Here is a 26,149-nt window from a genome sequence, read left to right on the forward strand (position 1 = left end):
CAATAATGTATTGGGTTTTTTTGGGTTTATATATTTTTTAAATGATCTTTTTTTACATAAATCAAAGCGCCAGAAGCACCTGCTTTGAATTCAATACGATGTTGAGTCGGAAACCTCATCCACGAACCAGCTGAATAATTTCGTTCATTCATCACCAATTCACCTTCGATAATGAAAATTTCAATACCGTTATGATGTGTTGATTCTAAAACCTGTTGGCTTTCGAGTTTTTCGAGAAAGGTGTCTTCATACTCAGACTGAAATAGTTGGCAAATCTTTCTGTTGTTAAAATAGGTCCAGTTTCGCTCGTCACGAGTATCAATTCGGGTAGCTAATTTTTCTTCTTCAGACATTTGCATGAGTTTCACCAAGATCAGACATCCATCTAAGCTCGAGACAATATGTTTAGAAAGGTGAGGATTTCGCATATACCATCCAGATGGATAGTGCTGATGATCATCTTCAGTAAAAGTCCCTTTTAACACTAGAACTTCTTCACCGAAGGGGTGTTGATGCTCTGGGAACTGAGAATTTGAAGGGAACTCAACTAGGCTGGTTGCTCTTGCTTGTTCTAAGCCAACACGATCAAACATCATTCGTTTAACTTCGCCTCTTGGGGATTGAATCCATTGATAATCCTCTGGAGTAATTATTACAGGTTGAGAGAAGTCAGCATTTAATCTCATGCTTTTAGCCTAAAAAAGAGCATTAAAGTGATTAATATTATCAAAAAAAGCGTGAATTTAAGATGAAAACCTGTTCAAGTTCGAGAGTGATGGGGTGTGGAGCAACTTTGACTTTGGTCGGCTAGCTTCTCTTTTCTCTTTCGAATAATTTAATCTAGGTCGACTTTATTTGAGAATCTAAGTCAATAAAAAAAAGCCTCAATCTTTCGACTGAAGCTTTTAAAATTTTGGAGCGGGAAACGAGACTCGAACTCGCGACCCCAACCTTGGCAAGGTTGTGCTCTACCAACTGAGCTATTCCCGCAATATGGTGTGAATTATAGTGATTTTGCACACCCTGTCAACACTTCCAAAATTTAATTGATGAATTAATCAGCACGCCGCCATAAAGTTCCTTGACGCGTATCTTCAAGTACAATGCCTTGATCAAGAAGATTTTGGCGAATCTCATCTGCACGTGCAAAGTTTTTCTCTTTCTTGGCATCTTTGCGTTGTTGAATGAGATCTTCAATTTCATCATTACTCAAAGATAAGCTTTCTTGACCAATATCTGATTTTAGGAATTCATCAACATTATGTTGAACAAGACCTAAGATATTGGTCAGATGGCGCAAGGTGGCATAATATATGGCCGCCTGTTCAGCAAGTTCGTCTTTTACGGCACGATTTAATTCTTTATTGATTTCAAACAGTACCGCAATCGCTTCAGATGTGTTGAAGTCATCACGCATTGCTGCATTAAACTTTTCAACGAGTACTTCATCGTATTGCGAATTAATTTCGGCACCATATATCTGTTGATATGCTTTAAATGAATGATAAAAACGACTTAATGTGTTTTTAGCTTCTTTAAGCGCGGTATCAGAAAAATTCACAGGACTACGATAGTGTGATGAAACAATGAAGTAACGAATAACTTCAGGATGGAATTTTTCCATGACATCGCGAATCGTGAAAAAATTGCCTAAAGATTTAGACATTTTTTCACCATCGACATTGATAAAGCCTACGTGCATCCAATAGTTTACATATTGTTCGCCAGTTGCAGCTTCACTTTGTGCGATTTCATTTTCGTGATGGGGGAAGGTTAAGTCAGAACCACCACCATGGATATCAAAATGATTACCAAGGCAACATGTAGACATTGCTGAACATTCGATATGCCAACCTGGACGACCATTCCCCCAAGGAGATTTCCAAGAAGGTTCATTTTCTTTTGCATGCTTCCATAGCACAAAATCGAAAGGATGTTTCTTTTCAACTTCAACATCGACTCGTTCGGAAGCACCTGCTTGCATGTCTTCGAGTTTACGACCAGATAGACGCCCGTATTTTTTAAATTTTTCAACTTCGAAGTACACATCACCGTTTGACGCAGGATATGCAGTGCCATTATTGACCAAAGTACCAATCATATTTTGCATTTGATCGATGTACTCTGTCGCACGAGGTGCTTCATCAGGTGCCAAGCATCCTAAATTGGCAGCATCTTCATTCATTGCCTGAATAAAGCGATCAGTGAGTGCTGTAATGCTTTCACCATTTTCATTTGCACGTGCAATGATTTTGTCATCAATGTCAGTAATATTGCGAATATATTTAACTTTCCAACCTTGGCTACGAAGAAAACGAATAATATAGTCAAATGCAACCATAACCCGAGCATGACCGATATGACAGTAGTCGTAAACTGTCATCCCACAGACATACATATCAATATGTCCTTCTTTGCGTGGTACAAACTCAACTTTTTTTCGTTGCTCTGAGTTATATAGAACAAATGGTTGCATAGGTCTTCAAAAAGCTAAAAAAATGGTGGTTCATCTTAACCTAAGGCTTATCTTTCACAAAGTTTTATGCGTAAAAAATCTATGCAAATGAAATTTATACATTTAAGAAAAAGATACTTGCATGCTTATGTTAATATATGAAGAATAATTTAATGATTGAAATTGTGGCTGAATCCAGCCTCAAGGTGCCCAGATTTGAATTCTGAAAATACTACATATCTAATTGATTTTCAAAAGGTTGCAAAGGAAACCTTAGAGATTGAGCGTCAAGCTTTATCGGTACTATCCAGTCAGATTGATGATCGTTTTTCCCAAGCATGTCAAATTATCCTACAGTGTCAAGGTCGTTTAGTGGTCACTGGTATGGGGAAATCTGGTCATATCGGTCGAAAAATGGCTGCAACATTTGCATCAACAGGAACTCCGTCTTTCTTTATGCATCCAGGTGAAGCTGGTCATGGTGATCTCGGGATGTTAGTGCGTGGAGATGTGCTGATCGCGATTTCGAACTCTGGTAAAAGTGATGAAATCATGATGTTAATGCCACTCATCAAACATTTGGGTGTGCCATTGATAACAATTTCAGGTGATGACCGTGGACCAATGCCACAGAACGCTGATGTTGCGCTTACACTTGGTCATATTCAAGAGGCATGCCCATTAGGTTTGGCACCAACTTCAAGCACCACAGCGACTTTAGCTTTAGGTGATGCTTTGGCTGTTGCTTTACTTGAAGCGCGTGGATTTACTGCAAATGATTTTGCCATGTCGCATCCAGCTGGTGCACTCGGTAAGCGATTACTGTTGCATGTTAAACATCTGATGCACGTGGGTGACTCTCTACCAAAAGTTTCACCTGATACACCAATGAATAAAGTTTTATACGAAATATCAAACAAACGTCTCGGATTAACCACAATTGTGGATGAAAATGATGTTCTGTTAGGTATATTTACCGATGGCGACTTGCGACGTCTCATTGATAAGCAACAAGGTTTTGATGTTAATCTTGCTGTATCAAAGGTTATGATTGAAAATCCTCTAACCATTTCACAAGAAGCAAGAGCGGTTGAAGCGCTAGAGCAAATGAATGCTAAAAAAATCAATCAATTTGTAGTAGTCAACGATGCCAAACAAGTGATTGGTGTGATTAGCATGCACGATTTAATTCAAGCTGGGGTAAATTAATTCATGGCATCTTATGTATTGTTAGAACAAGCACGACATATCGAAGCATTGGTTTTGGATGTAGATGGTATTCTAAGTGATGGTTTTGTAACGTTGACGAACTCAGGTGATGAAATTAAGTCATTTGATATTCGTGATGGACTTGGGATGAAACTTGTTCAGCAAGCTGGAATTAAAGTTGTCATTATTACCGGTCGCCAAAGCAATATTGTGACAAAGCGTATGAGTGATCTAGGTGTAGACTTAGTTTATCAGGGGCGTGAAGACAAAGGGACTGCCTTACAGCAAGCTTGTACGCAACTGGGTTTAAAACCAGAAGATTGCTTGTATATGGGTGATGATTGGCCAGATTTATCTGCTTTTGCGATTGCGGGAATGAAAGTAACAGTGCCAAATGGTCATGTTGAGGTTCGTCGTCGTGCAGACCTTGTAACCCAAGCTTATGGTGGTCGTGGCGCTGTGCGTGAAATTTGTGACATGTTATTGTTGTCAAAAGGGGTTTACCATGAACTTCTTGAAAAATATTTGGCTGTAACGCATTAATACGCAGTTGATATGAACGCTGAATATAGTTGATGATTTATGGATACTAAAGTTTTATACATTACTGCTGTTATCGTCGCTGCTATAAGTGGCGGCTATTATTATTACAGTGGTAAAGGGAAAAAATTAGAGGGTTCATCCGCTCAATCGATGACATATTCGGCAAAGAATATTAATCTTTTGCAAACTGATGAAAAAGGCATGCTTTATGTTAAGGCTACAGTGGATGAACTGAATCAAGATATGAAACAGAAAACATCAAGCTTGCAGAATTTAAATGCCAGCATGTTTACTGATAATGTAGAAGACGCTACGTTTTATGCTAAACAAGCACATGGTTTCAATGACAATGAGAAGATTGTGTTATCTGGAGATGTTGTTGCAACCAAGCAAGGAGAAATGGGCAAAATGGTTTTTCGAACCGATGCGCTTACAGGATATCCAAAAACAAGAAAGCTTGAAACATCTGAGCAAGTTACTGTACAAACACCAAATGCAGATTTTGTCAGCCAAGGCTTAGAAGCAGATTTGAATGAAGGTCAGTACGATTTTAAAAATATTCGAGGAAAGTATGCACCAAACTAAACCTTCTTATTTATCAGGTTCGAAAATGCTTAAAGCAATAGCAATGGTGGCACTCAGTTCTATTTCTGTTATGGCATTTGCATTGCCCAGTGATCGTAATCAACCCATCATGCTTTTAGCTGATCGTGCGACCTATAATGACAAAACAGGTATAACGACCTATGTGGGGAATGTTTCAGTTGAACAAGGTACTTTTAAGTTAAATGCAGCCTCTATAGTTGCTAATCTCAATGCCAATCGCCAAATTAGCTCAGTAAATGCGTCAGGTTCTCCTGCAAAGTTCCAACAGCAATTAGAGTCTAAACGTGGCATTGCACGTGGTGAAGCCTCTAAAATTGTATATAACGCAGATACAGGCATTATTACTTTGTCGGGTAATGCATATTTGTATCAAGATGGCGCAAGTATTCGTGGGAACACTTTGCGTTATAGTATGAATAAGGGTGATATCGAAGTTGTAGGCGGTGGCAGTAGTGAAACGGGTAGTTCAAAAGGTCGCGTACAAATTATCATTCCACCTTCTGCCTCAAAATCATTCTCTGGAGTACGTGATTAATGAGCGTCGATGAATCACCAATCCAAACATTAAAAATTAAACATCTTGCCAAAGTTTATAGTAAACGCTGGGTGGTGAAAGATGTTTCATTTAGCATGCAGAGTGGTCAAATTGTTGGTTTGCTTGGACCGAACGGGGCGGGAAAAACGACAAGCTTTTACATGGTAGTCGGACTGGTTCGAATGGATAAAGGTGAAATTCACTTAGATAATCTTGATCTTTCGGACCTTGCAATGCATGAGCGTGCTCGTCATGGAATTGGTTATTTGCCACAAGAAGCTTCAATTTTTCGTAAATTGAGTATTTCAGATAATATTATGGCGATTCTTGAAACGCGGAAGGATCTTAATAAGCAACAACGTAAAGAGAGACTTCAAGAGTTATTAGAAGATTTTAAAATTACACATATTAAAGATTCTTTGGGGATGAGTGTGTCAGGGGGGGAACGTCGCCGTGCTGAAATCGCTCGAGCATTAGCCGCCGATCCTAAGTTTATGCTCCTTGATGAGCCTTTTGCTGGGGTAGATCCAATTTCTGTAGGTGATATCAAAGATATCATTCGCAATTTAAAAGAACGAGGAATAGGTGTGCTTATTACAGATCATAACGTTCGCGAAACGCTCGCGATTTGTGAGCATGCTTATATAGTTAGTGAAGGATCCGTCATTGCAGAAGGGACCCCAGATCAAGTACTTATGGATGAAACTGTCCGTAAAGTTTATTTAGGTGATGATTTCACAGTTTAAAAAAATAGTGTGATATCTATAAAATAATGTTGTTTTATAGATATTTAGACTGTAAATTAACTCAAACAAATCGTAAGTTTACAATTGACGCAGAAATAATATAAAAATCATTGTAGAATACGATTGATTTTATGTGACGTAGTTCACACTTTTTAATAGAGATTACAAGTGGCTAAACATCAATTAAGTCAGAAGGATATGGGGTATATCACGCTGTTTGCGATCAGTTTATGTGCGACACAAGTACATGCTGAAGATGCAATCGCTCCTCTAGCAATTGACGATACCCAACGTGCACTATCAGCAGAATTACAAAAACCCAAAATCAATTTTAGTTTGGAAAAAAAGACTGTTGAAGATATACCTGAACAGCTTGAAAAGCCACGTTTTAAATTATTCCAATCGAAATCCAAAATCTCGAAAGAGCAAGTGAAAGAACAGGTTCTTGTTCCTAAAGTTATTGAACAAGTTCCTGATTTAGACGACATAGTCGAAAATGAAATTGCTCAAGTTAACACTATACCTTTATCTAATTCGAAGTCTCAGAATGAGTCGAAGGAAAAGACTCAAAAGAAATCTTTCTTTGCATTTGTTAAGCGTGAAAAAGCGGCATCTGAACCAAAAGTATTGCTGCCAAAGGTAAAGCAGGATATTGAAGAGGCTTCAGCGCCAAATGTTCTAAAACCTACTATTTCATCTACTGTACAACCCGCTACTAAAGACACTCGTCAGGTTTTAAAACCGCTTAAACCAAAGATCCAAAATGAACTAACAGAATCTTTAATTGAGGCGCAACACGCAAAATTACTAGAAAATGAAACATCGGTTTCAGAAGACAAAACAGAAAAACCAAAAAGTAAACTCTTTACATTTATTGGGAATATAGGCAAAGATAAAACTAAGCTGGATGAGGGTCATCACCAAGCTGCTGGCAATGTATCAAATACAAAAGTTTTGACACCGTCTTTACAAAAATCGGTGAGTGAATCTTCATTGAAAGTGTCTAGTACACCAAAACCGAAGATTGTTAATGATCAACAAATTAACAGCCAAAACAACTTGCTACAAGCTCCACCTTCAACAGTAGCGCAAGTTGAGCATCGTCAAAGTCTTGTATCTAAAGCCAAAGCTTTTTGGCCTTTTAAATCAGGTTCTCATAATAAGTCAGAAACACAGAATGTAATTGAGCGTCCAAACTTGATCGTTCAGCAACCGACTAGTGCTTTGGCTGTAAATAAACCTACAATCGTTTATTCAAAACCAATAGAGCAGAAAGCGAAAATATCTGAACAATTGCAGTCGATTAAGCCAGTTGTAAATATTAAGCCTAAAGCTGATCAAGTCGTATCCGAACAAAAATACAATACGGTGAATGCTGAACCGCAAGAAAAGAAAAAATTCAGTTTAACTGCATTAAAATCAAATATGGATCAGTTTTTTAAACCTAAAGCTGATGATGACTTTAGACAAGTTAAGTTAAATGAACTGAGTGATTTTAGCTTTGATCCTAAACAGGTCGAACAATTGCCTGTGATCACGACACAAGCTTCGCCAAGTGCTCCAGTATCTATGATGCCACTTGTGAATGGGACGGCTGATAAACAAACGTTAAGCTTATACGATGCGATCAAGATCGCAGTAGCGAGACATCCTGAAGTGACACAAAGTGTTTCTTCACTCGCATCACAAAATGCATTTATTGATGTTGCTAAAGCAGGTTATTACCCACAGTTGAGTGCAGGTGTTTCAACTGGAGATATGACTTCAGGAGAAAGAGGGCGTCAATTATTTAATGTCAATGCGACGCAACTACTTTTTGACTTTGGTAAACAAAAATCACTAGTTAGTACAGAAGAAGCCAAGTTACAGTTTAGCCAAGCTCAAGTTCTTGTCACAATTGACCAAATTGCTCTTGAAGTGGCTTCTGCCATTGTGAATATTAAGCGATATGAAGAAATTACACGTATTGCACGTGAGCAAATTGCTGGTATATCACGAATCCGAGAAATTGCTAATTTACGTGCAGAGGCAGGTATCAGCAGTCAGGCCGATCCAATTCAAGCGCAATCATATTATGAATCTGCACAATCAAATTTAATTCTGCAAGAAACACAGCTCAATGTATTTAAACAACGTCTTAGAACTTTGATGGGAACAGATATATCAAAATATAACTGGGAAATTCCTGAGAGTTTAATTAAGGCTTCAGATATTTATTCAGAGCCAAAGTTTAACGAAATTCCGAAAATGATGGCTGCCAAAGCTGAAGTTGATGTTGCAGAATTGGAAAAAAAACAAACTCAATTGAGTCGTTATCCTACGTTAAATGTTAAAGGTACATTAAGTCAAGCAGTCAACGGACGTAATCCGAATAACAATCAAGACGATGGAACAGATAGCTCTATTATGCTTGAAGCAAATAGTACTTTCTTCCAAGGTGGTGCAATTAGTTCACGTAGTCGTGCGGCATCGTTTGCAGAAGAAGCTGCTAAAGCAAAAGTAAATGCAGTTTATTTAGAAACAATTGATGAAATACGTCGTGCTCAAGAGCAAGTAGAAAATAAACAGCGACAAATGAAAGTATTGATTGATCAACAAGCGACATCAGTCAGAACGAAAGAGTTATATCAAGAACAATATAAACTTGGCACTCGTACAGCTGTTGATCTTTTAAATGCTGAGCAAGCGATTCACCGTTCAAATTCAGATATTGAAACGGCACGTTATGATATTTATGAAAACTTAGTTCAATATATTGCCGCTTCTGGTAAGAGCCGCGATGTATATCAACTTAATAATTTGACCATTCAAGGGGTAGAATTGAAACCATGAATACAAGAATAAATTATCAACCATGGTTACAAGGTGTCCTGACGGTTGCACGTCATTATCGAATTGAAACCTCTGCTGAACGTATTCGCTTAGAACTAAATTGGAATCAGAACCAGTCAGTCGATGACATCTTGGCAATTATGACACGCCAAGTAGGTTTGCATGTCCGTAAGGTGGATTTTAGCCCCGATATTTTAAATCCGTGGCGTTTACCGGTATTGGTCGGATTTAAAGATGGGCAAGTTGGCGTCATTGATCGTGCAGATTCACAAGGTAACGCAAGTGTTCAACTGAGCGGTGATGAAGGGTTAGCACAGACATTTTCAGTAGATACATTATTAGATGTCATCGACTCAGTCTATATTTTAAGACCAGAAACCTCAGTACCTGATGCGCGTATTGACGAATACATTAAACCGTACGAAAAAAATTGGTTTTGGGAAATTGTATTACGCGATTGGAAACGCTATATCGATATTATGTTTGCATCATTGCTTGCAAACGTATTAGCACTCGCGACAATCGTCTTCTCGATGAATGTGTATGACCGCGTTATTCCAGCACAATCTATTCCAACCTTGTGGGTATTGGCAGGTGGTGTATTACTTGCTGCAATCTTTGAATTCGCATTGAAATACTCACGATTAATTCTTTCAGATATGATTGGTAAGCGTGCGGATTTAAGAGTCTCGGATCGGGTCTTTGGTCATGCTTTACGTATTAAAAATAGTGAACGATCTAAATCCACGGGAACGTTTATTTCACAAATTCGTGAACTAGAAGGTGTGCGTGAGCTTGTAACATCTACAACAATTACCGCCTTTGCTGATTTACCATTCTTCTTTCTGTTTCTTGGTATTTTTTGGCTTATTGGTGGCAATCTTTTCTGGGTAATTTTGGTGGTTGTGCCGCTGATGATTATTCCAGGGCTTTTGGCGCAAAAAAAATTAGCGCAATTGGCTAAAGAGGGTATGCGTGAGTCATCAATACGTAATGCGATTCTCGTTGAAGCTGTTCAAGGTATTGAAGATATTAAACTGCTACGTGCAGAGTCTCGCTTTCAAAATCAGTGGAATCACATGAATGATGTTTCAGCTTCTATCAGCATGAAACAACGTAAAATTGTAGGCGTATTGAATCTTTGGACTCAAAAATTACAGGGGTTGACTTTTGCAATTGTGGTGTTGGTGGGTTGTTTTGCGGTAATGGATGGAGAAATGACCACCGGTGCGTTGGTGGCATGTTCGATTCTATCATCACGTATGTTAGCGCCAATTGCACAGGTTACAGGTGTTCTTGGTCGTTATCAGCAAGCTAAAACAGCGAAAGAAAGTCTTGATGAATTAATGAGTAAACAGGTTGACCATCCTGAGCGTTCACAATTGATTCAGCGATCAGTACTCGATGGTCATTATGAATTAAATGGTGTGGTCTTTAAATACGGCGAAGAAGATCCTAAACCAAGTATCGTTATTCCTAAACTTGAAATTAAACCAGGTGAAAAAATAGCGATTCTTGGACGTAACGGTGCAGGTAAATCGACCATTCTTCAATTACTTTCAGGTATGCAAACTGCAGTTCAAGGTAAGGTTCAATTAGATAATATTGATATTACCTTGTTAGATCCATCGGACGTTCGTCGTGACGTAGGTTTGTTGAATCAAAATGCGCACCTATTCTTTGGTACAGTCAGAGAAAACTTAACGTTAGGTGCACCATTAGCTACAGATGATGATTTATTAAAAGCACTTGCAGTAACCGGTGCACTCAACTTCATTCAAGAAAAGAAGGAGGGACTAGATCATATTATTTTAGAAGGTGGTGTAGGCTTCTCAGGTGGACAACGTCAGGCACTTTTATTGTCAAGACTCCTCATTTGTCAGCCAAATATTCTGTTGTTAGATGAACCTACAGCTGCGATTGATGATGTATCTGAAAAACAATTAATTGATCATATGAAGAACTGGCTTGGACATCGCACATTGGTTGTGGCAACCCACCGCCGTGCAGTATTAGAGTTAGTGGATCGTATTATTGTGGTGAATGATGGTCGTATCGTTATGGATGGCCCACGTGATCAAATTTTAAATAATTCTGGCCAGCAACAAGCAAATTCAGGGGCTAATTCATGAGCGAAGAATTAAAACAACAACGTTCATTAAAAGTGTCTCAGTTAGAGCCACCATTACCGAAGGTCAGTATTACGATTTGGATTATTGGTCTGGGTTTGCTTGCACTCATTATTTGGGCAGCTATTTTCAAACTTGAAGAAGTTTCTAATGGTACAGGTAAAGTGGTTCCAACTTCTAAAGAACAAGTGATTCAATCTTTAGAGGGCGGGATTCTAACCAAACTTGAAGTTAAAGAAGGTGATATTGTTGAAAAAGGGCAAACCCTTGCTCAACTTGATCCGACACGATTTGCTTCAAATGTGGGTGAATCAGAATCTTTACTACTGTCATCGCAAGCAACAGCTGCGCGTTTACGTGCGGAAGTGAATGGCGGTCCACTGGTATTTCCAGAATCAGTTCAAAAAATTCCAAAATTGGTTGCTGAAGAAACTCAGCTTTATCGTTCTAGACGTGCCAATATGGAAGAGTCTATTGCTGGCCTAACTCAAGCACTTACGTTAGTTCAACAAGAATTGAGAATGACAGAACCGCTTGTTGCCAAAGGTGCTGCGAGTGAGGTTGAGGTTTTACGTTTAAAACGTCAAGCAAATGAATTAACCAACCAAATTAACGATATTCGTAATCAGTACTATGTTCAGGCACGTGAAGAGTTATCCAAGGCGAGCACTGATGTCGAAACTCAACAACAAGTAATCAAAGGTAAATCGGATAGTCTGAATCGTACAATCTTTAAAGCACCAGTCCGCGGTGTAGTGAAAGAAATTGATGTGATGACTTTGGGTGGTGTTATTCCTCAGAATGGTAAGTTGATGACCATTGTCCCTTTGGATGAACAACTTTTAATTGAGGCGCGAATTTCACCGCGTGATATTGCATTTATTCATCCTGGACAGGAAGCTTTAGTTAAAATCACTGCTTACGATTATTCAATCTATGGTGGCTTGAAAGGAGAGGTAACAGTCATTTCTCCTGATACGCTTCGTGATGAAGTTAAACAAGATCAATTCTATTATCGTGTGTATATTCGTACTGATTCAGACAAGCTTTATAACAAAGCTGGGCAAGCATTCCCAATCACCCCGGGTATGGTATCAACGGTCGATATCAAGACAGGTCAAAAAACGATTCTTGAATACCTGTTGAAGCCATTCAATAAGGCGAAAGAAGCGTTACGCGAACGATAATCTTTATTTTTCAGTCTGTTTAAAACCCAATCAATGATCTTTTGATTGGGTTTTTTAATATGATTGAATCACGCATAATGTATGTGAGTTCAATCGTTGTGATTTACCATGCCATTTACTCTTGCTCAGACTTATATCTATGAAGAGGATATTAAGAAAAGCCGTTTTCAGGCGATCACCGCACCTGTGGAAAATGAACAGGATGTAAAAGAATTTTTAAACCAGTACTTTGATGCCTCGACGACCCATCAATGCTGGGCATGGAAAATTGGGCATCAAGTCCGTTTTAATGATGATGGAGAACCTTCAGGAACAGCTGGAAGACCCATACTCGCAACGATTGAAGGGAATGAGTTGACTAATATTATTGTATTGGTGAACCGCTGGTATGGTGGTATCAAACTCGGAACTGGAGGCTTGGTACGAGCATACGGAGGTGTTGCTGGGCAATGTTTATTACAAGTCGAAAAAATTGAACTCATCGAAAAGAAAACTGTAAATTTTAAATGCCAATTTAATGAATGGTCTATTTTTCAATATGAGTTAAATCAACAAAAAATTGAATATATTGAAGAATATGTTGACTCTGGAGTATTGATTTCTGCACGTATGCAAATTCATGAAATTGAGCCGTTTAAACTGAAAATCCAAGATGTGACTCGTGGACGTGAACAATTGAATATAGAGGATGTCGAACGTGACGCAACATGATCCTTTACTCAAGTACCGAGAACAGCATAAACATCGTTTGAATTACATGCCTTGGTTATATTGGTCACTCAAGGCAAAGCATCGTGATTGGGCAGAAGCTTGGCAAAAAGATTATCAAGCCTATTTAATGGATATGGAGACTGTTGAAATTGGAAAAAATTGTTTTATTTCTCCTTTAGCCCATATTTTTGCTGAGCGTGGTCGAAAGATTATTATTGGGGATAATACTTTTATAGCCGCGGATTGTACCTTGCATGGTCCTCTAGAAATTGGGTCTGAAGTCGCCATTAATCATCATTGTATTTTAGATGGTGGACGCGTTGGGATTAAAATTCATGACCAAGTACGAATCGCAGCTTATTGTCATCTTTATGCATTTGATCATGGCATGAGTTTAGATCAACCTATTTACCAGCAAGCAATACGCTCAAAAGGCATTGAGATTCATCGCGATGTTTGGTTGGGGGCACATGTAGGTGTTAAAGATGGCGTGACCATACATGAACAGGCGATTGTAGGTATGAATAGTATGGTTACTAAGGATATTCAGACAAGAGAAGTTGTTGTAGGCAATCCAGCTCAATTTATACGAATGCGTGAATAATTCGTAACGCGAAAGATCGAATTAAATTACATAAACCATGTTCATTTGCCCGAAAGCTATGATAGTTTAAAGAAAAGAACAATCAGACATCATGTCAAAGTGAGGCAATCATGAACCGTGTAATTGCGTGTATTGATTCATCCCCATGTATTCATGCCTTAGCTGAAGCAGCAGCCTGGATTGCGGATCGAACTAAACGTGAGTTAGTCCTTTTACAGGTTTTAGATTACTATCCTGCAAGTTATCATCTGGGTGAAATTAGTGGTGTGATTGGATTTGAAAGTAATGCGATGCTCTTAAAAGAACTCGCGGAATTAGAACAAAAACAAAGCGAATTAGCCTTAGATTATAGTAATAATCTTCTTTCACATATTTCAGAAGTGATTGAAGAAAAATATGGTATTACGCCGATAAAAATTCAAGAAAAAGGCGATTTCCTCGAACAGAGTTTCAATGTTTTAAATGAAAATGACATTGCGATTATTGGTCGAGTGGGTGAGCGCTCCGCGGAAAAACACAAAAGCTTAGGGAGTAATGTAGAGAATTTTATTCGTGGTGCTCGTTGTACGGTTCTAACTGTTGGTGAAACCTTTAAGCCACCAACACGTTTTATTTTCGCCTATGAAGATTCTCAGACTTGTAAAGAGATGATGCATCGTGTTGCTAAAAGTGATTTATTAAGAACACTTCAGTGTCATTTGCTTTATGTGGGTGATCATCCTGAAATTCTTGATATCCCAGCTCAGTATTTACGTGAAGCTGGATTGGATGTGGTTGTTGAATACCGTTTTGGAGATGTCGCTGAGAATATTTTAGATTATCAGCAACAACATCAAATTCAATTAATTGTGCTAGGCGCTTATAGTCGCAGTAAAGTAAAACAATTTTTCTTGGGCAGTATTACGACCAATATATTTAGAAATTCAGTCGTTCCATTGTTGGTTGCGAAATGATCAGTCAGTTTTGATTAATTTTACTTGATAAATATTCGGTCAACTTTACTGGTAGAAGGTGGATAAATTTTTAGAACAGTAGGGTTTTATGGTTTGATTATTTTATAATCTTTTGATTAAAGTTTATGAAAATCAGGTGTTTGCCATAATATTTTATTTTTATCCACAGGAATACAAACAGGAATCGGGGATAACTTTTTCAGGGCTCTAGTGCAAGAAAAAGGAGTATTCAAATTGATGAATACTCCTTTAAGTGATACTAATGACTAGTATTAAGATTTATTTGACAATCGCCAGTGCAAAACCATCATGTCCTTTACTGCCGACGGTTTGTAAGGCTGTACTCGACAATAGTCTAGGATGATTCTGCATAAGGCGGTACATTTCACGAATACCTTCGATGCTTGGTTTGACATTTTTTTCATCCAAAATATCACCAGCGCGAATCACATTATCTAAAAAAATAATGGTACCTGAGCGTGAAAATTTAAGTGATAGTTCTAAATACTCTGGGTAACTTTGTTTATCAGCATCAATAAATATAAAGTCAAATGGCTCAAAATTTTCAGGTAAAGATTTGAGAATATCCGCAGCGCGACCAACTTTTAATTCAACCGTTTGCTTTAATTTCGCATTGTCGATATTTTCTTGACCGAGTGCTGCATGTGTATCACGACCCTCGATCGTCAGAATATATCCATCCTCAGGAAGAGCTCTTGCTAGCCACATGGTGCTATAAGCCGCAAAGGTTCCAAGCTCTAACACACGCTTACACTGATTCATTTGAATCAACATTTGTAATAACATGCCTTGGTTAGCAGCAACTGCTAGATGGTCAGGAAAACCCTTATCAGCTGTATTTTGTAGAGTCTGAGTTAAAATTGGATCTTCTGGCATCAGATGAGATTCAATATAAGCATCAATATCTGACCATTGTTGTTGCATAACTGAGTACCTGTAGGGAGTTCAGTGCATTGTAATCGTTTCGAATGAATGTGCAAATTTCTGATGCTTTGATGCTGAAAAATCAGTCAAAAAAAAAGAGGTCAAAGACCTCTTAATTAAATGTGATCATCTAATATTAGTAATGGCATAAAGATGTATTTCGAGTCAGATCGGGTCCCCAAGTTCGGTAACCTTGAGTATCAATATGTATTTGACCAGTCGCATACAAACCTAAGCCCATATTTAAGCTTTGACCATAATTTTGCCAAAATTGGCACAATTTAAATTTAGAATTTTCGATGAAGGCATAATCTTCAGCCTGAGGAAATTCAGGACCGATTCTGAAATCAATGGCTGAGTTATACAAGTGTCGAGACGAACCTGCGCCACCAGCACACTGATTTAATGGAAGGTCACGATATACAGATGTAACCTCAAAATCAGTTAAAATCCTTGCTGCAACGAGATATTTAAATACCTTCAGTGTCGGTAACTGATTCGACCATAACTCACGGTTCGGAACCATATATTCAGATTTACCACATTTTTGCCAAGCACGTGCTGATTTAAAGAGTTCAAAACTTGGGATAATATTGCCAACATTATTACGTTCTAAGTATTGTTCATATTCTCGTGCTTGAGCTTGGTTATTACCTTGCATCAGCCAAACACGATAAGAATTCGGCATGACTTTTGGTCGCGCTGGACGTTCATAGGTTATTTTTTCTTGTGGAATATATATGCGTTGACCATCATTGGTGACGATTGTTCGTCCTTTTTGAGGGGAGGACGTACATCCAATCAATATCAACGATATTGCACTGATTGAGCACAAGCCCTTCAAAATTAATTTCATTATAAATAAATTTTACTAAAGCAAATAAGTTTCTATTTTATGCTAATTGATTATCAAGAATGCGTATAAATTGCAAATAAATGTACCAATTGGGTATAAAAAAGATCAGCCGAAGCTGATCTCTCATTGGATTATTTTTCTAAATATTGCAATTTATTTGGTTTGCCATTCCATTCTTCACGGTCAGCTGGTTGATCACCAATCTGCGTAATGTTTGGCCATTTTTCTGCAAGTTCAGCATTGAGTTCGATAAAGACTTCTTGACCTTCAGGTAGTTCATCTTCCGAGAAAATGGCATTTGCAGGGCATTCAGGCTCACATAACGCGCAGTCAATACACTCATCTGGATTAATGACTAGAAAGTTTGGACCTTCATAGAAACAGTCAACTGGGCAAACTTCTACGCAGTCTTGATACTTACATTTAATACAATTTTCAGTGACAACAAAGGTCATGGCGTCAGCTACCTAAAAAATATGGTTCTAATAACGAATGCTGTATTTTAGGCAAATTGAACGAAACTAACAATTCCTTTTCTTGATATTTAATATAGGGGATGCTACTAAATCAATAATATTTATGATGAGATCGTACTAATTTGCAAATTCTCAGGCATTCTGCCTCTGATTTCAAAAATCGTGATTAAAAAAAGCCAGCAGATCGCTGGCTTATTGATTGAGTGTGCTTGAACTAAGATTTTTGGAGTAATTGTTTGAGTTGGTAGAGTTGGTCTAAAGCCTGTCTTGGACTTAAGTCATCTACAATAATTTCTGAAAGAAGTTGTTCAACTTGAGAAGGTTGATGAATTTCAACCACATTTTCAACTTCAATAATTTTTTCTACAGGTTCACTATTTGAAAATAAATCTTGAGAGAACAGATCTTTTTGCACAGGTTGAGTTTGCAGTTGGAGTTTCTCCAGTTTTTTAAGTTTAGCTTGAGCCTCTTTAATCACGTTTTGAGGAATACCTGCTAGTTTAGCGACCTGTAAACCATGACTCTGACTTGCAGGACCTTTTTGAACCTTATGCAATAAGATGAGATGACCATTCACTTCTTGCGCAGTGACATGATAATTATCAATACACGGATCCATGCCTAATTCTGTTAATTCAAAATAGTGCGTTGCAAAAAGACATAAACATTTAATGCGATGCGTCAAATCAAGAACACACGCCCAAGCTAATGACAAACCATCATAAGTGCTTGTGCCACGACCTACTTCGTCCATCAATACCAAAGATTGTTGAGTGGCATGATGTAAAATTTGAGAAGTTTCCGTCATTTCCACCATAAATGTAGATTTGCCAGAAGAAAGATCGTCTGCTGAACCGATACGCGTAAAGATCCGATCAATAGGTCCCAATTTTGCAGATTTCGCTGGAACGAAACTACCGCAATATGCCAATAGCGTAATTAACGCCGTCTGACGCATGAATGTAGATTTACCACCCATATTTGGGCCTGTGATAATCGACATACGATGCTGCACATCTAGATAAGTATCATTTGGGGTGTAAGGCGTTTTAATCAGTGATTCAACAACGGGATGGCGTCCTGCTTGAATGTGTATTCCAATTTCAGGGCTAAATTCCGGACGATTCCAATTATATAATCTTGATAGATGTGCGAAGTTTGTAAGAACATCCAGTTGAGCAATAGCGCTCGCCATCATTTGAAGATTGGCGATATCTTGACGTAATTCATCCAATAACATTTCAAACAAAAGTTTTTCACGAGCCAATGCACGTGATTCGCTTGAAAGCACTTTATCTTCGAAAGACTTCAATTCAGGGGTGATATAACGTTCAGCATTTTTTAATGTTTGACGACGAATATAATGGGCAGGAGCTTGTTCTGCTTGCGCTCTGGTTAATTCAATATAGTAGCCACTCACTCGGTTATAACCGATTTTTAGTGTGTTTATACCTGTTGTTTCTCTTTCTTTGATTTCTAAATCAATTAAAAATTGTCCTGCATGATCGCGTATTTGACGAAGTTCATCCAATTCATGATCAAAACCATTTGCAATGACATTACCATCTCTGAGTAGAACAGGTGGGTTTTCCACAATGGCTGACATGAGGCGATGATGTAAACCATTAAAGTCACCCAATTCCTCATTCAGTTGATTGATTAAAGCGGATTGCGGTGTTGAGGTCATTGGTGCTAATGCATGGCGTAAATACGGGATCTGAGCACATGCTTGACGTAGTTGCACTAAATCACGTGGTCGCGCACTTCCTAATGCCACACGGCTGAGTACGCGTTCGATATCACTGATTTCTTTTAATACCAGACGAATTGGAGCTTCATGATAGCCAGATAATATGGTTTGTATCGCATCTAGACGCTGATCCAACAACGCAGTATCACGAATCGGTTGCATTAACGTTCGACTAAGCAGTCGGCTACCCATAGCCGTTTGGCATTGGTTGGTTAAATCAAATAATGAAGTGCCATGCTCAAACAAAGGATCAATAATCTCTAGATTTCGTCGCGTCACAGGATCAAGTGCAATAAAGTCGGAGCTTTGTTCAAGTCGAATTGAACGAATATGTGGCAATGCCGTCTTTTGGGTATCTTTGGCATAATGAATTAAAGCTGCCGCAGCTGCTTTCGCCAACTCAAGATGTTCAATTCCAAAACCAGATAAAGTACTTACGGCGAATTGATCACATAAAGTTTTTTGCGCATTATTCAGATTGAAGTCTACGTTTGGGCGTTTTGTAACGGGACAATCAAGAATTTGCTTGATCTGTTCAACCACTTCTGGATGCTTGAAATCCTCATCAATCAAAAGTTCACTTGGCATAAGACGCGCAAGTTCCAGAGGAAGTTGTTCAGCTTGAAAACTTTGTTGTTGGACTTTAAAAATACCTGCACTGAGATCTAATAGGGCGATACCAATTTCATCAGATTTAATACAGATGGATACTAAATTTGAACTCTGATGGGCATTCAGCAATGCGTCGTCTGTCAATGTACCCGGTGTAATAATTCTGACTACACCACGTTCAACAGGTCCTTTACCAGTGACTTCCCCAAGTTGTTCACAAATAACAACGGTTTCACCTTTTTTAACTAAACGCGCTAAGTATCCTTCTGCTGCATGATACGGAACTCCAGCCATTGGTATCGGTTGTCCATTCGCTTTACCACGGTGGGTTAACGTAATGCCTAAAATTTTGGCGGCTTTATGCGCATCGTCAAAAAATAACTCGTAGAAATCACCCATACGATAGAACATTAACGAATGCGGGTGCTGTAATTTCACCGTCATATATTGCTGCATCATTGGCGTCAATGTTGAAAGATCGATATTGGATTGATCTAAAGTCATCTTTGAAAAAAACCTGTAGTTAAATTTTGAAACGAAGAAGTACTGCTCAAGCTTAGCATGAGAAAAAATGCGTAAATCGATTATAAGATCTATTTTTAGCAAAAGATAAATGAGTCGAACCAATATTATAACCAACGACTCAATTTCGTTCATTGAATAATTAAATTCGATATCCATTTATGCAAATTCTTTGTGTAAAGAATCAGCAGTCTCTGGATAGTCTCCGCATCTTTTGGACAGTTTGTTATCGCATTTCATTTCATGATCAGATCATATTCGATGTCTTAGGGAAGAAAAAATGACAGGTCAAACGATTGAGATCACTACCAAATCGGGGAATCGCTATTCAGGGTATTTGGCAGTCCCAGAAGCAAAGAAAGGTCCTGGGATTGTATTGTGTCATGAAATATTTGGTATCAATGCAGCGATGCGAGCAAAAGCTGACTTTCTCGCAGAGGAAGGCTATACCGTTTTAGTCCCTGATCTATTTTGGCGTACTGCACCAAACATTGATTTAGGTTATACACCTGAGGATTTTGAAAAAGCTTTTCAACTTTATCAGCAATATGATGAAGATCAGGGTGTAAATGATATTCGTGAAAGTTTAGATTTTTTAACGACTTTAGATGCGTGTGACACGACTACGGGTCAGTCAGTGGTTGGATATTGTCTTGGTGGAAAACTTGCATATTTGGCTGCATGCCGTATTGATAACTTAGCGTGTTCGGTTGCTTACTACGGTGTAGGCATTGAAAAAGCGCTCGATGAACTCTCGAATGTGAAGGGTAAGCTTGTGCTACACATGGCTGAACTTGATCAATTCTGTCCAGCTGAAGCGCGAAATCAAATTACTGAAGCATGCGCACAATTTAAACATATTCATGCTTATGTTTATGAAGGTGTTGATCACGCATTTGCACGACCGAACAGCGATCATTATCACAAACCATCGGCGCGATTTGCCCATGAACGTACCGTAACAGCATTACATGAAACGGTTGGCCCTCACTATGACTTAGTTGCATTGTGGGAAGAGCATATCAGACATGAGTTCGACACGCGCGATGTACCAGCAACCATGGCAACGATGGTCGCTCAACCATATGTGAATCACATTCCAACGTTGACAGGTGGTGTGGGATATAGCCAGTTAGCGCGATTCTATCGATATCATTTTGTACATCAAAACCCTCAAGATATGAAAATCACCTCAATTTCTAGAACTGTGGGATCTACTCAGGTTGTGGATGAATTCATCATGAGTTTCACTCACGACACTGAAATTGATTGGTTATTACCAGGTATAAAACCGACTGGAAAATATGTCGAAATTCCAATGTTGGGGGTCATTCAGTTTAGAGGTCCAAAACTTTGTCACGAACATATTTATTGGGATCAAGCTTCTGTACTTGTCCAAATCGGATTACTTAATCCAGAAGGATTGCCTGTTGCAGGTGTAGAAACAGCGAAAAAACTTTTAGATGAAGATATTCCTTCAAATGGCTTGATGCCAAGTTGGGAGTCGAGTGCTGGTAAGCCAATCGAATAATCAAAATATATGGGGCAAAAAATGGAATTAAATATTAAAGATAAAGTTGCCATTGTCAGTGGTGGATCAACTTTGATTGGACAGGCTGTGGTTCAAAGTCTCGTGAATTTAGGGGCTAAAGTTGCCATTTTAGACATTGATGACTACGGAAAAACCATAGCTGCGCAACATCCTTATGAAGTGATGTTTATACAAACTGATCTAACTTCAGACATTGCAATTCAGGAAGCGGTGAACAGCATCAGAAATCATCTAGGTGAAGTCAGTTATTTGGTGAACTTGGCATGTACCTATCTTGATGATGGCTTCAAATCACCAAGATCAGATTGGTTAAAAGCATTAGATATCAATTTGGTGTCTATTGTTGAGCTAACGCGTGCCGTATATGAAGATTTGCAAAAAAATAAAGGGTCAGTGGTGAATTTCACCTCGATTTCAGCGCAATGTGCTCAAACGGGACGTTGGTTATATCCAGTTTCTAAAGCGGCAATTTTACAACTGACCAAATCGATGGCAATGGATTTTGCGCCAGATGGTATCCGTGTCAACTCAGTTTCACCAGGTTGGACTTGGTCGAGAGTGATTTCTGAAGTGAGTGGACAAAATCGTGCGAAAGCTGATGCTGTAGCAAGTGATTATCATCTCTTGGGACGTTTGGGTAATCCGGCAGAAGTGGCAAATGTAGTGACCTTTTTATTGTCGGATGCTGCAAGTTTTGTGACTGGCGCAGATTATGCGGTAGATGGTGGGTATTCAGTCATGGGGCCTGAAACGAATCAACCCGCAATACCACGTTTAGCAGAATAAATTAAATATTGGAGAATAAAGATGAGAAAAATTGCAATTGTTGGTGCAGGTCAGTCAGGACTTCAACTTGGATTAGGACTGCTTGATAAGGGATATGACATCACGATTTTATCGAATAAAACTCCTGATGAGATTCGTCAAGGTAAAGTCATGTCTAGTCAATGTATGTTCCATACTGCGTTACAGACTGAGCGTGATTTAGGACTAAATTTTTGGGAAGAGCATTGTCCAGCGGTAGAAGGTATTAGTTTTGCTTTGGTTGATCCAGCAAGTGGTGAAAGAGCATTTAAATGGAGTGCGCGATTAGAGCGTTATGCTCAATCTGTTGATCAACGTGTCAAGATGCCTTATTGGCTTGAAGAGTTTCAGCGCTGTGGAGGCAAGTTTGTTCTCCAAGATGTCGGTCTAAATGAATTAGAACATTTGGCTGACGAGTATGAATTAGTGCTATTGGCTGCGGGTAAAGGTGAAGTTGTTAAAGAGTTTGTACGTGACGCAGAACGTAGTACTTTTGACAAACCTCAGCGTGCATTGGCTTTGACTTATGTGAATGGAATGAAGCCAATTTCACCATACTCGAGAGTGAGCTTTAATATTATTCCTGGGGTGGGTGAGTATTTTTGTTTTCCTGCGCTTACAGTAAATGGTCCATGTGACATTATGGTTTTTGAAGGAATTCCTAATGGTCCTATGGATTGCTGGGCTGAAGTTAAAACACCAGAAGAGCATTTAAATAAAAGCTTAGAAATTCTGAAAGAACATTTGCCGTGGGAGTATGAGCGTTGTCAAGACGTAAGGCTTACGGATAATGGCGGATATTTAGCAGGACGTTTCCCGCCAACGATACGTAAACCTGTCATGACATTGGCTTCTGGTAAAAAAATATTTGGTATGGCAGATGCATTGGTGGTGAATGATCCAATCACAGGTCAAGGATCAAATAATGCGGCTAAATGTAGCAAGGTTTATTTCGATGCGATCTTAGCACACGGTAATCAAACGTTTACTGAAGATTGGATGGAGTCAACATTTGAAAAATATTGGTCATATGCTGAAAAAGTCGTGAGCTGGACAAATAGTTTATTGGTTCCACCTCAACCTCATATTGTTGAGCTACTGGGTGCAGCATCTCAAAATCATAATTTAGCTTCTCAGATCGTTAATAATTTTGATGATCCACGTAACTTTTCACCGTGGTGGTTTGACGAAAACGCAGCGAAAGAATTATTAGAAAGAGATCAAGTTTCTCAAGTGGCTTGATGGAACTGAGGTGTTAAAAATGGATGTATTAAATAAAATTAATCTGCAAGAGATTGACATCAGTAATCCTCGCGAGATTCGTAATCTTCTTGGTCAGTTTGCCACAGGTGTTACCGTAATCACCACACGTGGAACGGATGGACGAAAAGTGGGTATGACAGCCAATTCATTTTCTTCGTTGTCATTAGATCCACCGCTTGTGTTGTGGAGCTTGTCGAAAACAGCACCAAGTTTGCCCGATTTTGTTGCAGCTAAGCACTTTGCAATTCATATGTTAACGAAGGAGCAGCATCAGCTTTCTACCCATTTTGCCCGTGGTGCACAAGATAAGTTTGCCACAGTTGATCATGGTGAATGTGATACAGGTGTTCCATTACTGAACGAAGCACTTGCTACACTTGTCTGTAAAAATGTACAGCAATACGAAGGTGGCGATCACTTGATTTTTATCGGTGAAATTCAAAAATATCAACAAACTGCTGGTGAGCCCTTAGTGTTTCATGCTGGTCGTTACCAAATTGCAGCGAGCCATCCAGACCTTTAATCATTGCTTTAAAAACCACGATGAATAATCGTGGTTTTTTATGAGAAATACACATGAAAAATAAAATCATATTAAGTGCTTTAACCTTGTTTACTACAGCAAATTCATCACATGTTCTTGCTTATGATTTACCGACTGTGAATTTGGGTATGACCAGTTTTCTAGATGGTGGACTACCAGCTGGACCTGGTTGGTATTCGCAAACGTATTTTCAACATTATGACAGTGACAAGTTGAGAGATGCGAGTGGACAAAAGCTTCCATTGCCCAAAACAGATTTAAATTATCAAGTGATTGTCGAGCAATTAAGTTACATGTCGACCTATAAACCGACTGCTCATTCAAGTCTAGGTCTGAATTTACTTATCCCTTATTTAAGTAAAATCAGTGTTGACGATGGTTTAAATAATCAAGCTTTAAAAGCTAAAAGTGGATTTGGAGATTTGATGATTGGTCCATTTCTCCAGTTTGATCCAGTCATGGGTGAACAGGGACCAAAATTTGTCCATCGAATAGAATTACAGATAAATTTGCCAACAGGGGAATATCAGCAAAACCGTGATATTAATCCGGGTAATAATGCATTTTCCTTCAATCCATATTGGGCTGCAACGTATTGGTTTAATCCGAAATGGACAGCTTCGACACGCGCTCATTATTTGTATAATTTTAAAAACGATGATCCAACTTATGGTTTTGGTGCTGCTGATGACATCCAAGCGGGGCAAGCAGTACACATTAACCTAGCATCTGAATATGCTGTACATGATCAGATTCGGTTGGGTCTAAGTGGATACTACTTAAAACAGCTTACCGATACTAAAGTTGATGGTGTAAAAGTCGATGGTCGCAAAGAAAGTGTGTGGGCAGTTGGACCTGGACTTATGTATAGCCACTCGCCAAAAAATCATGTCATCGCAAATGCATATTTTGAGCATGATGCAAAAAATAGAACTGAAGGCGATCGATTTCAAATTCGATACATTCATCATTTCTAATCAAAAAAGCCTGTGATTTCACAGGCATTTTTATTGACAGACATAAAATCAAGAGAAGAGTGAATTTTGTGTAATCTTACGCGTTGATGATGGCAGCTCGCCATAACGACGTTTGTACTCTTGTGAAAAACGACCTAAATGAGTAAAGCCCCACTTAAATGCAACATCAGTGACCGTGGCATGTTCATTATTCATCAGTTCAAGATGAGCTTGTTCAAAACGAAGCTCACGTAAATATGCCATAGGGGTAATGCCAAAATGGTTTTTGAATCCTGCAAAGAGTGTTCGTGCACTTACACCTGATTGTTCAGCCAAGACTTCTATGTTGAGTGGTTCATGTAAGTGGTGGTGAATGTATGCTTCAGCACGTTTGATAAAGTATGGCGCTAATTTTTTCTCATGATGAGAATTTGCTTTAAAAAAAGCATTATTTGGTTGTCCATAAATAAGCGCATTAAATAGATTTGATTCAAACTGCTTAAATGCAAGTGGGTGGTGGAGAGGATGATGCTCACATTTAAGTGCATCCATCATGGTTCTCAAAAGTTGCAGAAAATAACCACCAGATTGGGTGGTAAAATCAAGTCGAGGATTAAAAATTACATTTTTTTGTTCAGATTTCACGATATGTTGCTGACAATGATGTGCAAAATCATCTTTTGAAATTTTGAGAATGAGTTGAGGGGAGTGAGCACGCCAGCGCATTCTGAGTGATTGGTCAGGTGAGATAATTGACGCTACTTCTGAGTATGAAATAAATTTATCTTGACCAAATTCAATTTCTGCATAGCCTCGAGTAGGAATCTGAATAAGATAAAACTTTTCAAGTTGATCTGGTTCGATCAATACATCTGCGCCATATTCCAAGCGGCTGATAGAAAGAGCCCCAGTTTGAACATGATGCATGCTTGCACTAAATTTTTTAGCTGATTTTAACACTTTTAGAGCATGAGGCTTAAAAATTTGCCCTACATTTTTACAAGTTTCGCTCAAATCTGCTTGATTGAAGACCAAGTTTTGACTGTTGAAAATTGATTCATTACTAAAATTTTGCCCAGTTAGCTGAGAGGAATGAAGCTGGTTCATTGTGAATCCTTTTGGCTCATTAGTAGTCCGTACCATGACAGTAGTGTTAAATTGATATCATGGAATGAGATTTACGATATAAATAAATGAAGCAATATTCAGACCAGAAATAATAATTTTAAAATTTAATAGCTATAGTGGTAATTGAAAAAAATTACATTTATTTATATCAGTCCTATCCTTAGGACGTTATTTAAAAATCTATCTCTATAATCGCTGAATGTCAAATAAAACCGAATTTTTTATCATTGT

Annotated in this window: 23 protein-coding genes and 1 tRNA gene; 16 read left to right on the plus strand and 8 right to left on the minus strand. The window is 38.6% G+C overall.

Features of this window, described 5'->3' with window-relative positions; genetic code table 11:
- Positions 1 to 26: 26 nt before the first annotated feature.
- The 3 genes from AC1M86_RS12035 to cysS form a co-directional block, all read right to left on the minus strand.
- Positions 27 to 686: a cupin domain-containing protein gene (locus tag AC1M86_RS12035; RefSeq protein ID WP_481608052.1), complete on the minus strand. Its 660-nt coding sequence runs from the start codon at positions 684 to 686 to the stop codon at positions 27 to 29.
- Between the two features lie 228 nt (positions 687 to 914).
- Positions 915 to 990, minus strand: a tRNA-Gly gene (locus AC1M86_RS12040).
- Between the two features lie 64 nt (positions 991 to 1,054).
- Positions 1,055 to 2,476, minus strand: a complete 1,422-nt coding sequence (gene cysS, locus AC1M86_RS12045; RefSeq protein WP_481596392.1) for a cysteine--tRNA ligase — start codon at positions 2,474 to 2,476, stop codon at positions 1,055 to 1,057.
- A 222-nt stretch (positions 2,477 to 2,698) separates the two neighbouring features.
- Between cysS and AC1M86_RS12050 the strand changes: the two genes are divergently transcribed.
- The 11 genes from AC1M86_RS12050 to AC1M86_RS12100 all read left to right on the plus strand — a co-directional run bounded on the left by AC1M86_RS12050 (position 2,699) and on the right by AC1M86_RS12100 (position 14,510).
- Positions 2,699 to 3,664, plus strand: coding sequence for a KpsF/GutQ family sugar-phosphate isomerase (locus AC1M86_RS12050; RefSeq protein ID WP_481596412.1), 966 nt, complete (start codon positions 2,699 to 2,701; stop codon positions 3,662 to 3,664).
- 3 nt (positions 3,665 to 3,667) lie between these two features.
- Positions 3,668 to 4,207, plus strand: a complete 540-nt coding sequence (locus AC1M86_RS12055; RefSeq protein WP_179999563.1) for a KdsC family phosphatase — start codon at positions 3,668 to 3,670, stop codon at positions 4,205 to 4,207.
- Between the two features lie 39 nt (positions 4,208 to 4,246).
- Positions 4,247 to 4,792 carry an LPS export ABC transporter periplasmic protein LptC gene (gene lptC / locus AC1M86_RS12060; protein ID WP_481593664.1) on the plus strand — a complete coding sequence of 182 codons (546 nt, stop codon included), beginning with the start codon at positions 4,247 to 4,249 and terminating at the stop codon, positions 4,790 to 4,792.
- Between the two features lie 25 nt (positions 4,793 to 4,817).
- The gene (lptA, locus tag AC1M86_RS12065; protein ID WP_481593707.1) at positions 4,818 to 5,348 is read left to right on the plus strand and encodes a lipopolysaccharide transport periplasmic protein LptA; all 531 of its coding nucleotides are present in this window, start codon (positions 4,818 to 4,820) and stop codon (positions 5,346 to 5,348) included.
- Entirely contained in the window at positions 5,348 to 6,094 is a 747-nt protein-coding gene (gene lptB, locus AC1M86_RS12070) for an LPS export ABC transporter ATP-binding protein (protein WP_481587670.1), read from the plus strand. Before lptA ends, lptB begins: the two co-directional genes overlap by 1 nt.
- A gap of 1,425 nt (positions 6,095 to 7,519) precedes the next feature.
- The gene (locus AC1M86_RS12075) at positions 7,520 to 8,926 is read left to right on the plus strand and encodes a TolC family outer membrane protein (RefSeq protein WP_481596411.1); all 1,407 of its coding nucleotides are present in this window, start codon (positions 7,520 to 7,522) and stop codon (positions 8,924 to 8,926) included.
- Entirely contained in the window at positions 8,923 to 11,058 is a 2,136-nt protein-coding gene (locus AC1M86_RS12080) for a type I secretion system permease/ATPase (protein WP_481608053.1), read from the plus strand. The genes AC1M86_RS12075 and AC1M86_RS12080 overlap by 4 nt, the downstream gene beginning before the upstream one ends.
- Entirely contained in the window at positions 11,055 to 12,242 is a 1,188-nt protein-coding gene (locus AC1M86_RS12085) for an HlyD family type I secretion periplasmic adaptor subunit (protein WP_035266373.1), read from the plus strand. Before AC1M86_RS12080 ends, AC1M86_RS12085 begins: the two co-directional genes overlap by 4 nt.
- A gap of 108 nt (positions 12,243 to 12,350) precedes the next feature.
- Positions 12,351 to 12,953: an IMPACT family protein gene (locus AC1M86_RS12090; RefSeq protein ID WP_481608054.1), complete on the plus strand. Its 603-nt coding sequence runs from the start codon at positions 12,351 to 12,353 to the stop codon at positions 12,951 to 12,953.
- Positions 12,940 to 13,557 carry an acyltransferase gene (locus tag AC1M86_RS12095; protein WP_481608080.1) on the plus strand — a complete coding sequence of 206 codons (618 nt, stop codon included), beginning with the start codon at positions 12,940 to 12,942 and terminating at the stop codon, positions 13,555 to 13,557. The genes AC1M86_RS12090 and AC1M86_RS12095 overlap by 14 nt, the downstream gene beginning before the upstream one ends.
- A gap of 110 nt (positions 13,558 to 13,667) precedes the next feature.
- Positions 13,668 to 14,510, plus strand: a complete 843-nt coding sequence (locus AC1M86_RS12100; RefSeq protein ID WP_035266378.1) for a universal stress protein — start codon at positions 13,668 to 13,670, stop codon at positions 14,508 to 14,510.
- 279 nt (positions 14,511 to 14,789) lie between these two features.
- On the opposite strand, the gene AC1M86_RS12105 is transcribed toward AC1M86_RS12100, so the two are convergent.
- The 4 genes from AC1M86_RS12105 to mutS form a co-directional block, all read right to left on the minus strand.
- Positions 14,790 to 15,455, minus strand: a complete 666-nt coding sequence (locus AC1M86_RS12105; RefSeq protein ID WP_035266381.1) for an O-methyltransferase — start codon at positions 15,453 to 15,455, stop codon at positions 14,790 to 14,792.
- 136 nt (positions 15,456 to 15,591) lie between these two features.
- Positions 15,592 to 16,311, minus strand: coding sequence for a D-Ala-D-Ala carboxypeptidase family metallohydrolase (locus tag AC1M86_RS12110; protein WP_035266384.1), 720 nt, complete (start codon positions 16,309 to 16,311; stop codon positions 15,592 to 15,594).
- Between the two features lie 131 nt (positions 16,312 to 16,442).
- Positions 16,443 to 16,766, minus strand: a complete 324-nt coding sequence (fdxA, locus tag AC1M86_RS12115) for a ferredoxin FdxA (RefSeq protein ID WP_035266386.1) — start codon at positions 16,764 to 16,766, stop codon at positions 16,443 to 16,445.
- A 235-nt stretch (positions 16,767 to 17,001) separates the two neighbouring features.
- The gene (gene mutS / locus AC1M86_RS12120) at positions 17,002 to 19,653 is read right to left on the minus strand and encodes a DNA mismatch repair protein MutS (RefSeq protein WP_481608055.1); all 2,652 of its coding nucleotides are present in this window, start codon (positions 19,651 to 19,653) and stop codon (positions 17,002 to 17,004) included.
- A 298-nt stretch (positions 19,654 to 19,951) separates the two neighbouring features.
- Here mutS and AC1M86_RS12125 point away from each other — a divergent pair, with 298 nt between their 5' ends.
- From AC1M86_RS12125 to AC1M86_RS12145, 5 genes are read left to right on the plus strand one after another with little or no spacing between them, the layout of a single operon-like run.
- On the plus strand, positions 19,952 to 21,202 hold the full coding sequence (locus tag AC1M86_RS12125; RefSeq protein ID WP_180028213.1) for a dienelactone hydrolase family protein: 1,251 nt from the start codon (positions 19,952 to 19,954) through the stop codon (positions 21,200 to 21,202).
- Between the two features lie 21 nt (positions 21,203 to 21,223).
- Positions 21,224 to 22,009 (plus strand): SDR family oxidoreductase, encoded by a 786-nt coding sequence (locus tag AC1M86_RS12130; protein ID WP_092767734.1) that lies wholly within the window; start codon positions 21,224 to 21,226, stop codon positions 22,007 to 22,009.
- A gap of 21 nt (positions 22,010 to 22,030) precedes the next feature.
- On the plus strand, positions 22,031 to 23,269 hold the full coding sequence (locus tag AC1M86_RS12135; protein WP_481608056.1) for a styrene monooxygenase/indole monooxygenase family protein: 1,239 nt from the start codon (positions 22,031 to 22,033) through the stop codon (positions 23,267 to 23,269).
- Positions 23,270 to 23,288: 19 nt separating this feature from the next.
- Positions 23,289 to 23,813 (plus strand): flavin reductase family protein, encoded by a 525-nt coding sequence (locus tag AC1M86_RS12140; protein ID WP_481608057.1) that lies wholly within the window; start codon positions 23,289 to 23,291, stop codon positions 23,811 to 23,813.
- Positions 23,814 to 23,866: 53 nt separating this feature from the next.
- On the plus strand, positions 23,867 to 24,811 hold the full coding sequence (locus AC1M86_RS12145; protein WP_481608058.1) for a SphA family protein: 945 nt from the start codon (positions 23,867 to 23,869) through the stop codon (positions 24,809 to 24,811).
- Between the two features lie 48 nt (positions 24,812 to 24,859).
- Here the strand turns inward: AC1M86_RS12145 and AC1M86_RS12150 are convergent, their stop codons facing one another.
- Positions 24,860 to 25,897 (minus strand): AraC family transcriptional regulator, encoded by a 1,038-nt coding sequence (locus AC1M86_RS12150; RefSeq protein WP_481589312.1) that lies wholly within the window; start codon positions 25,895 to 25,897, stop codon positions 24,860 to 24,862.
- Positions 25,898 to 26,149: the final 252 nt, after the last annotated feature.

It is taken from the genome of Acinetobacter sp. ANC_7654, assembly GCF_056779855.1.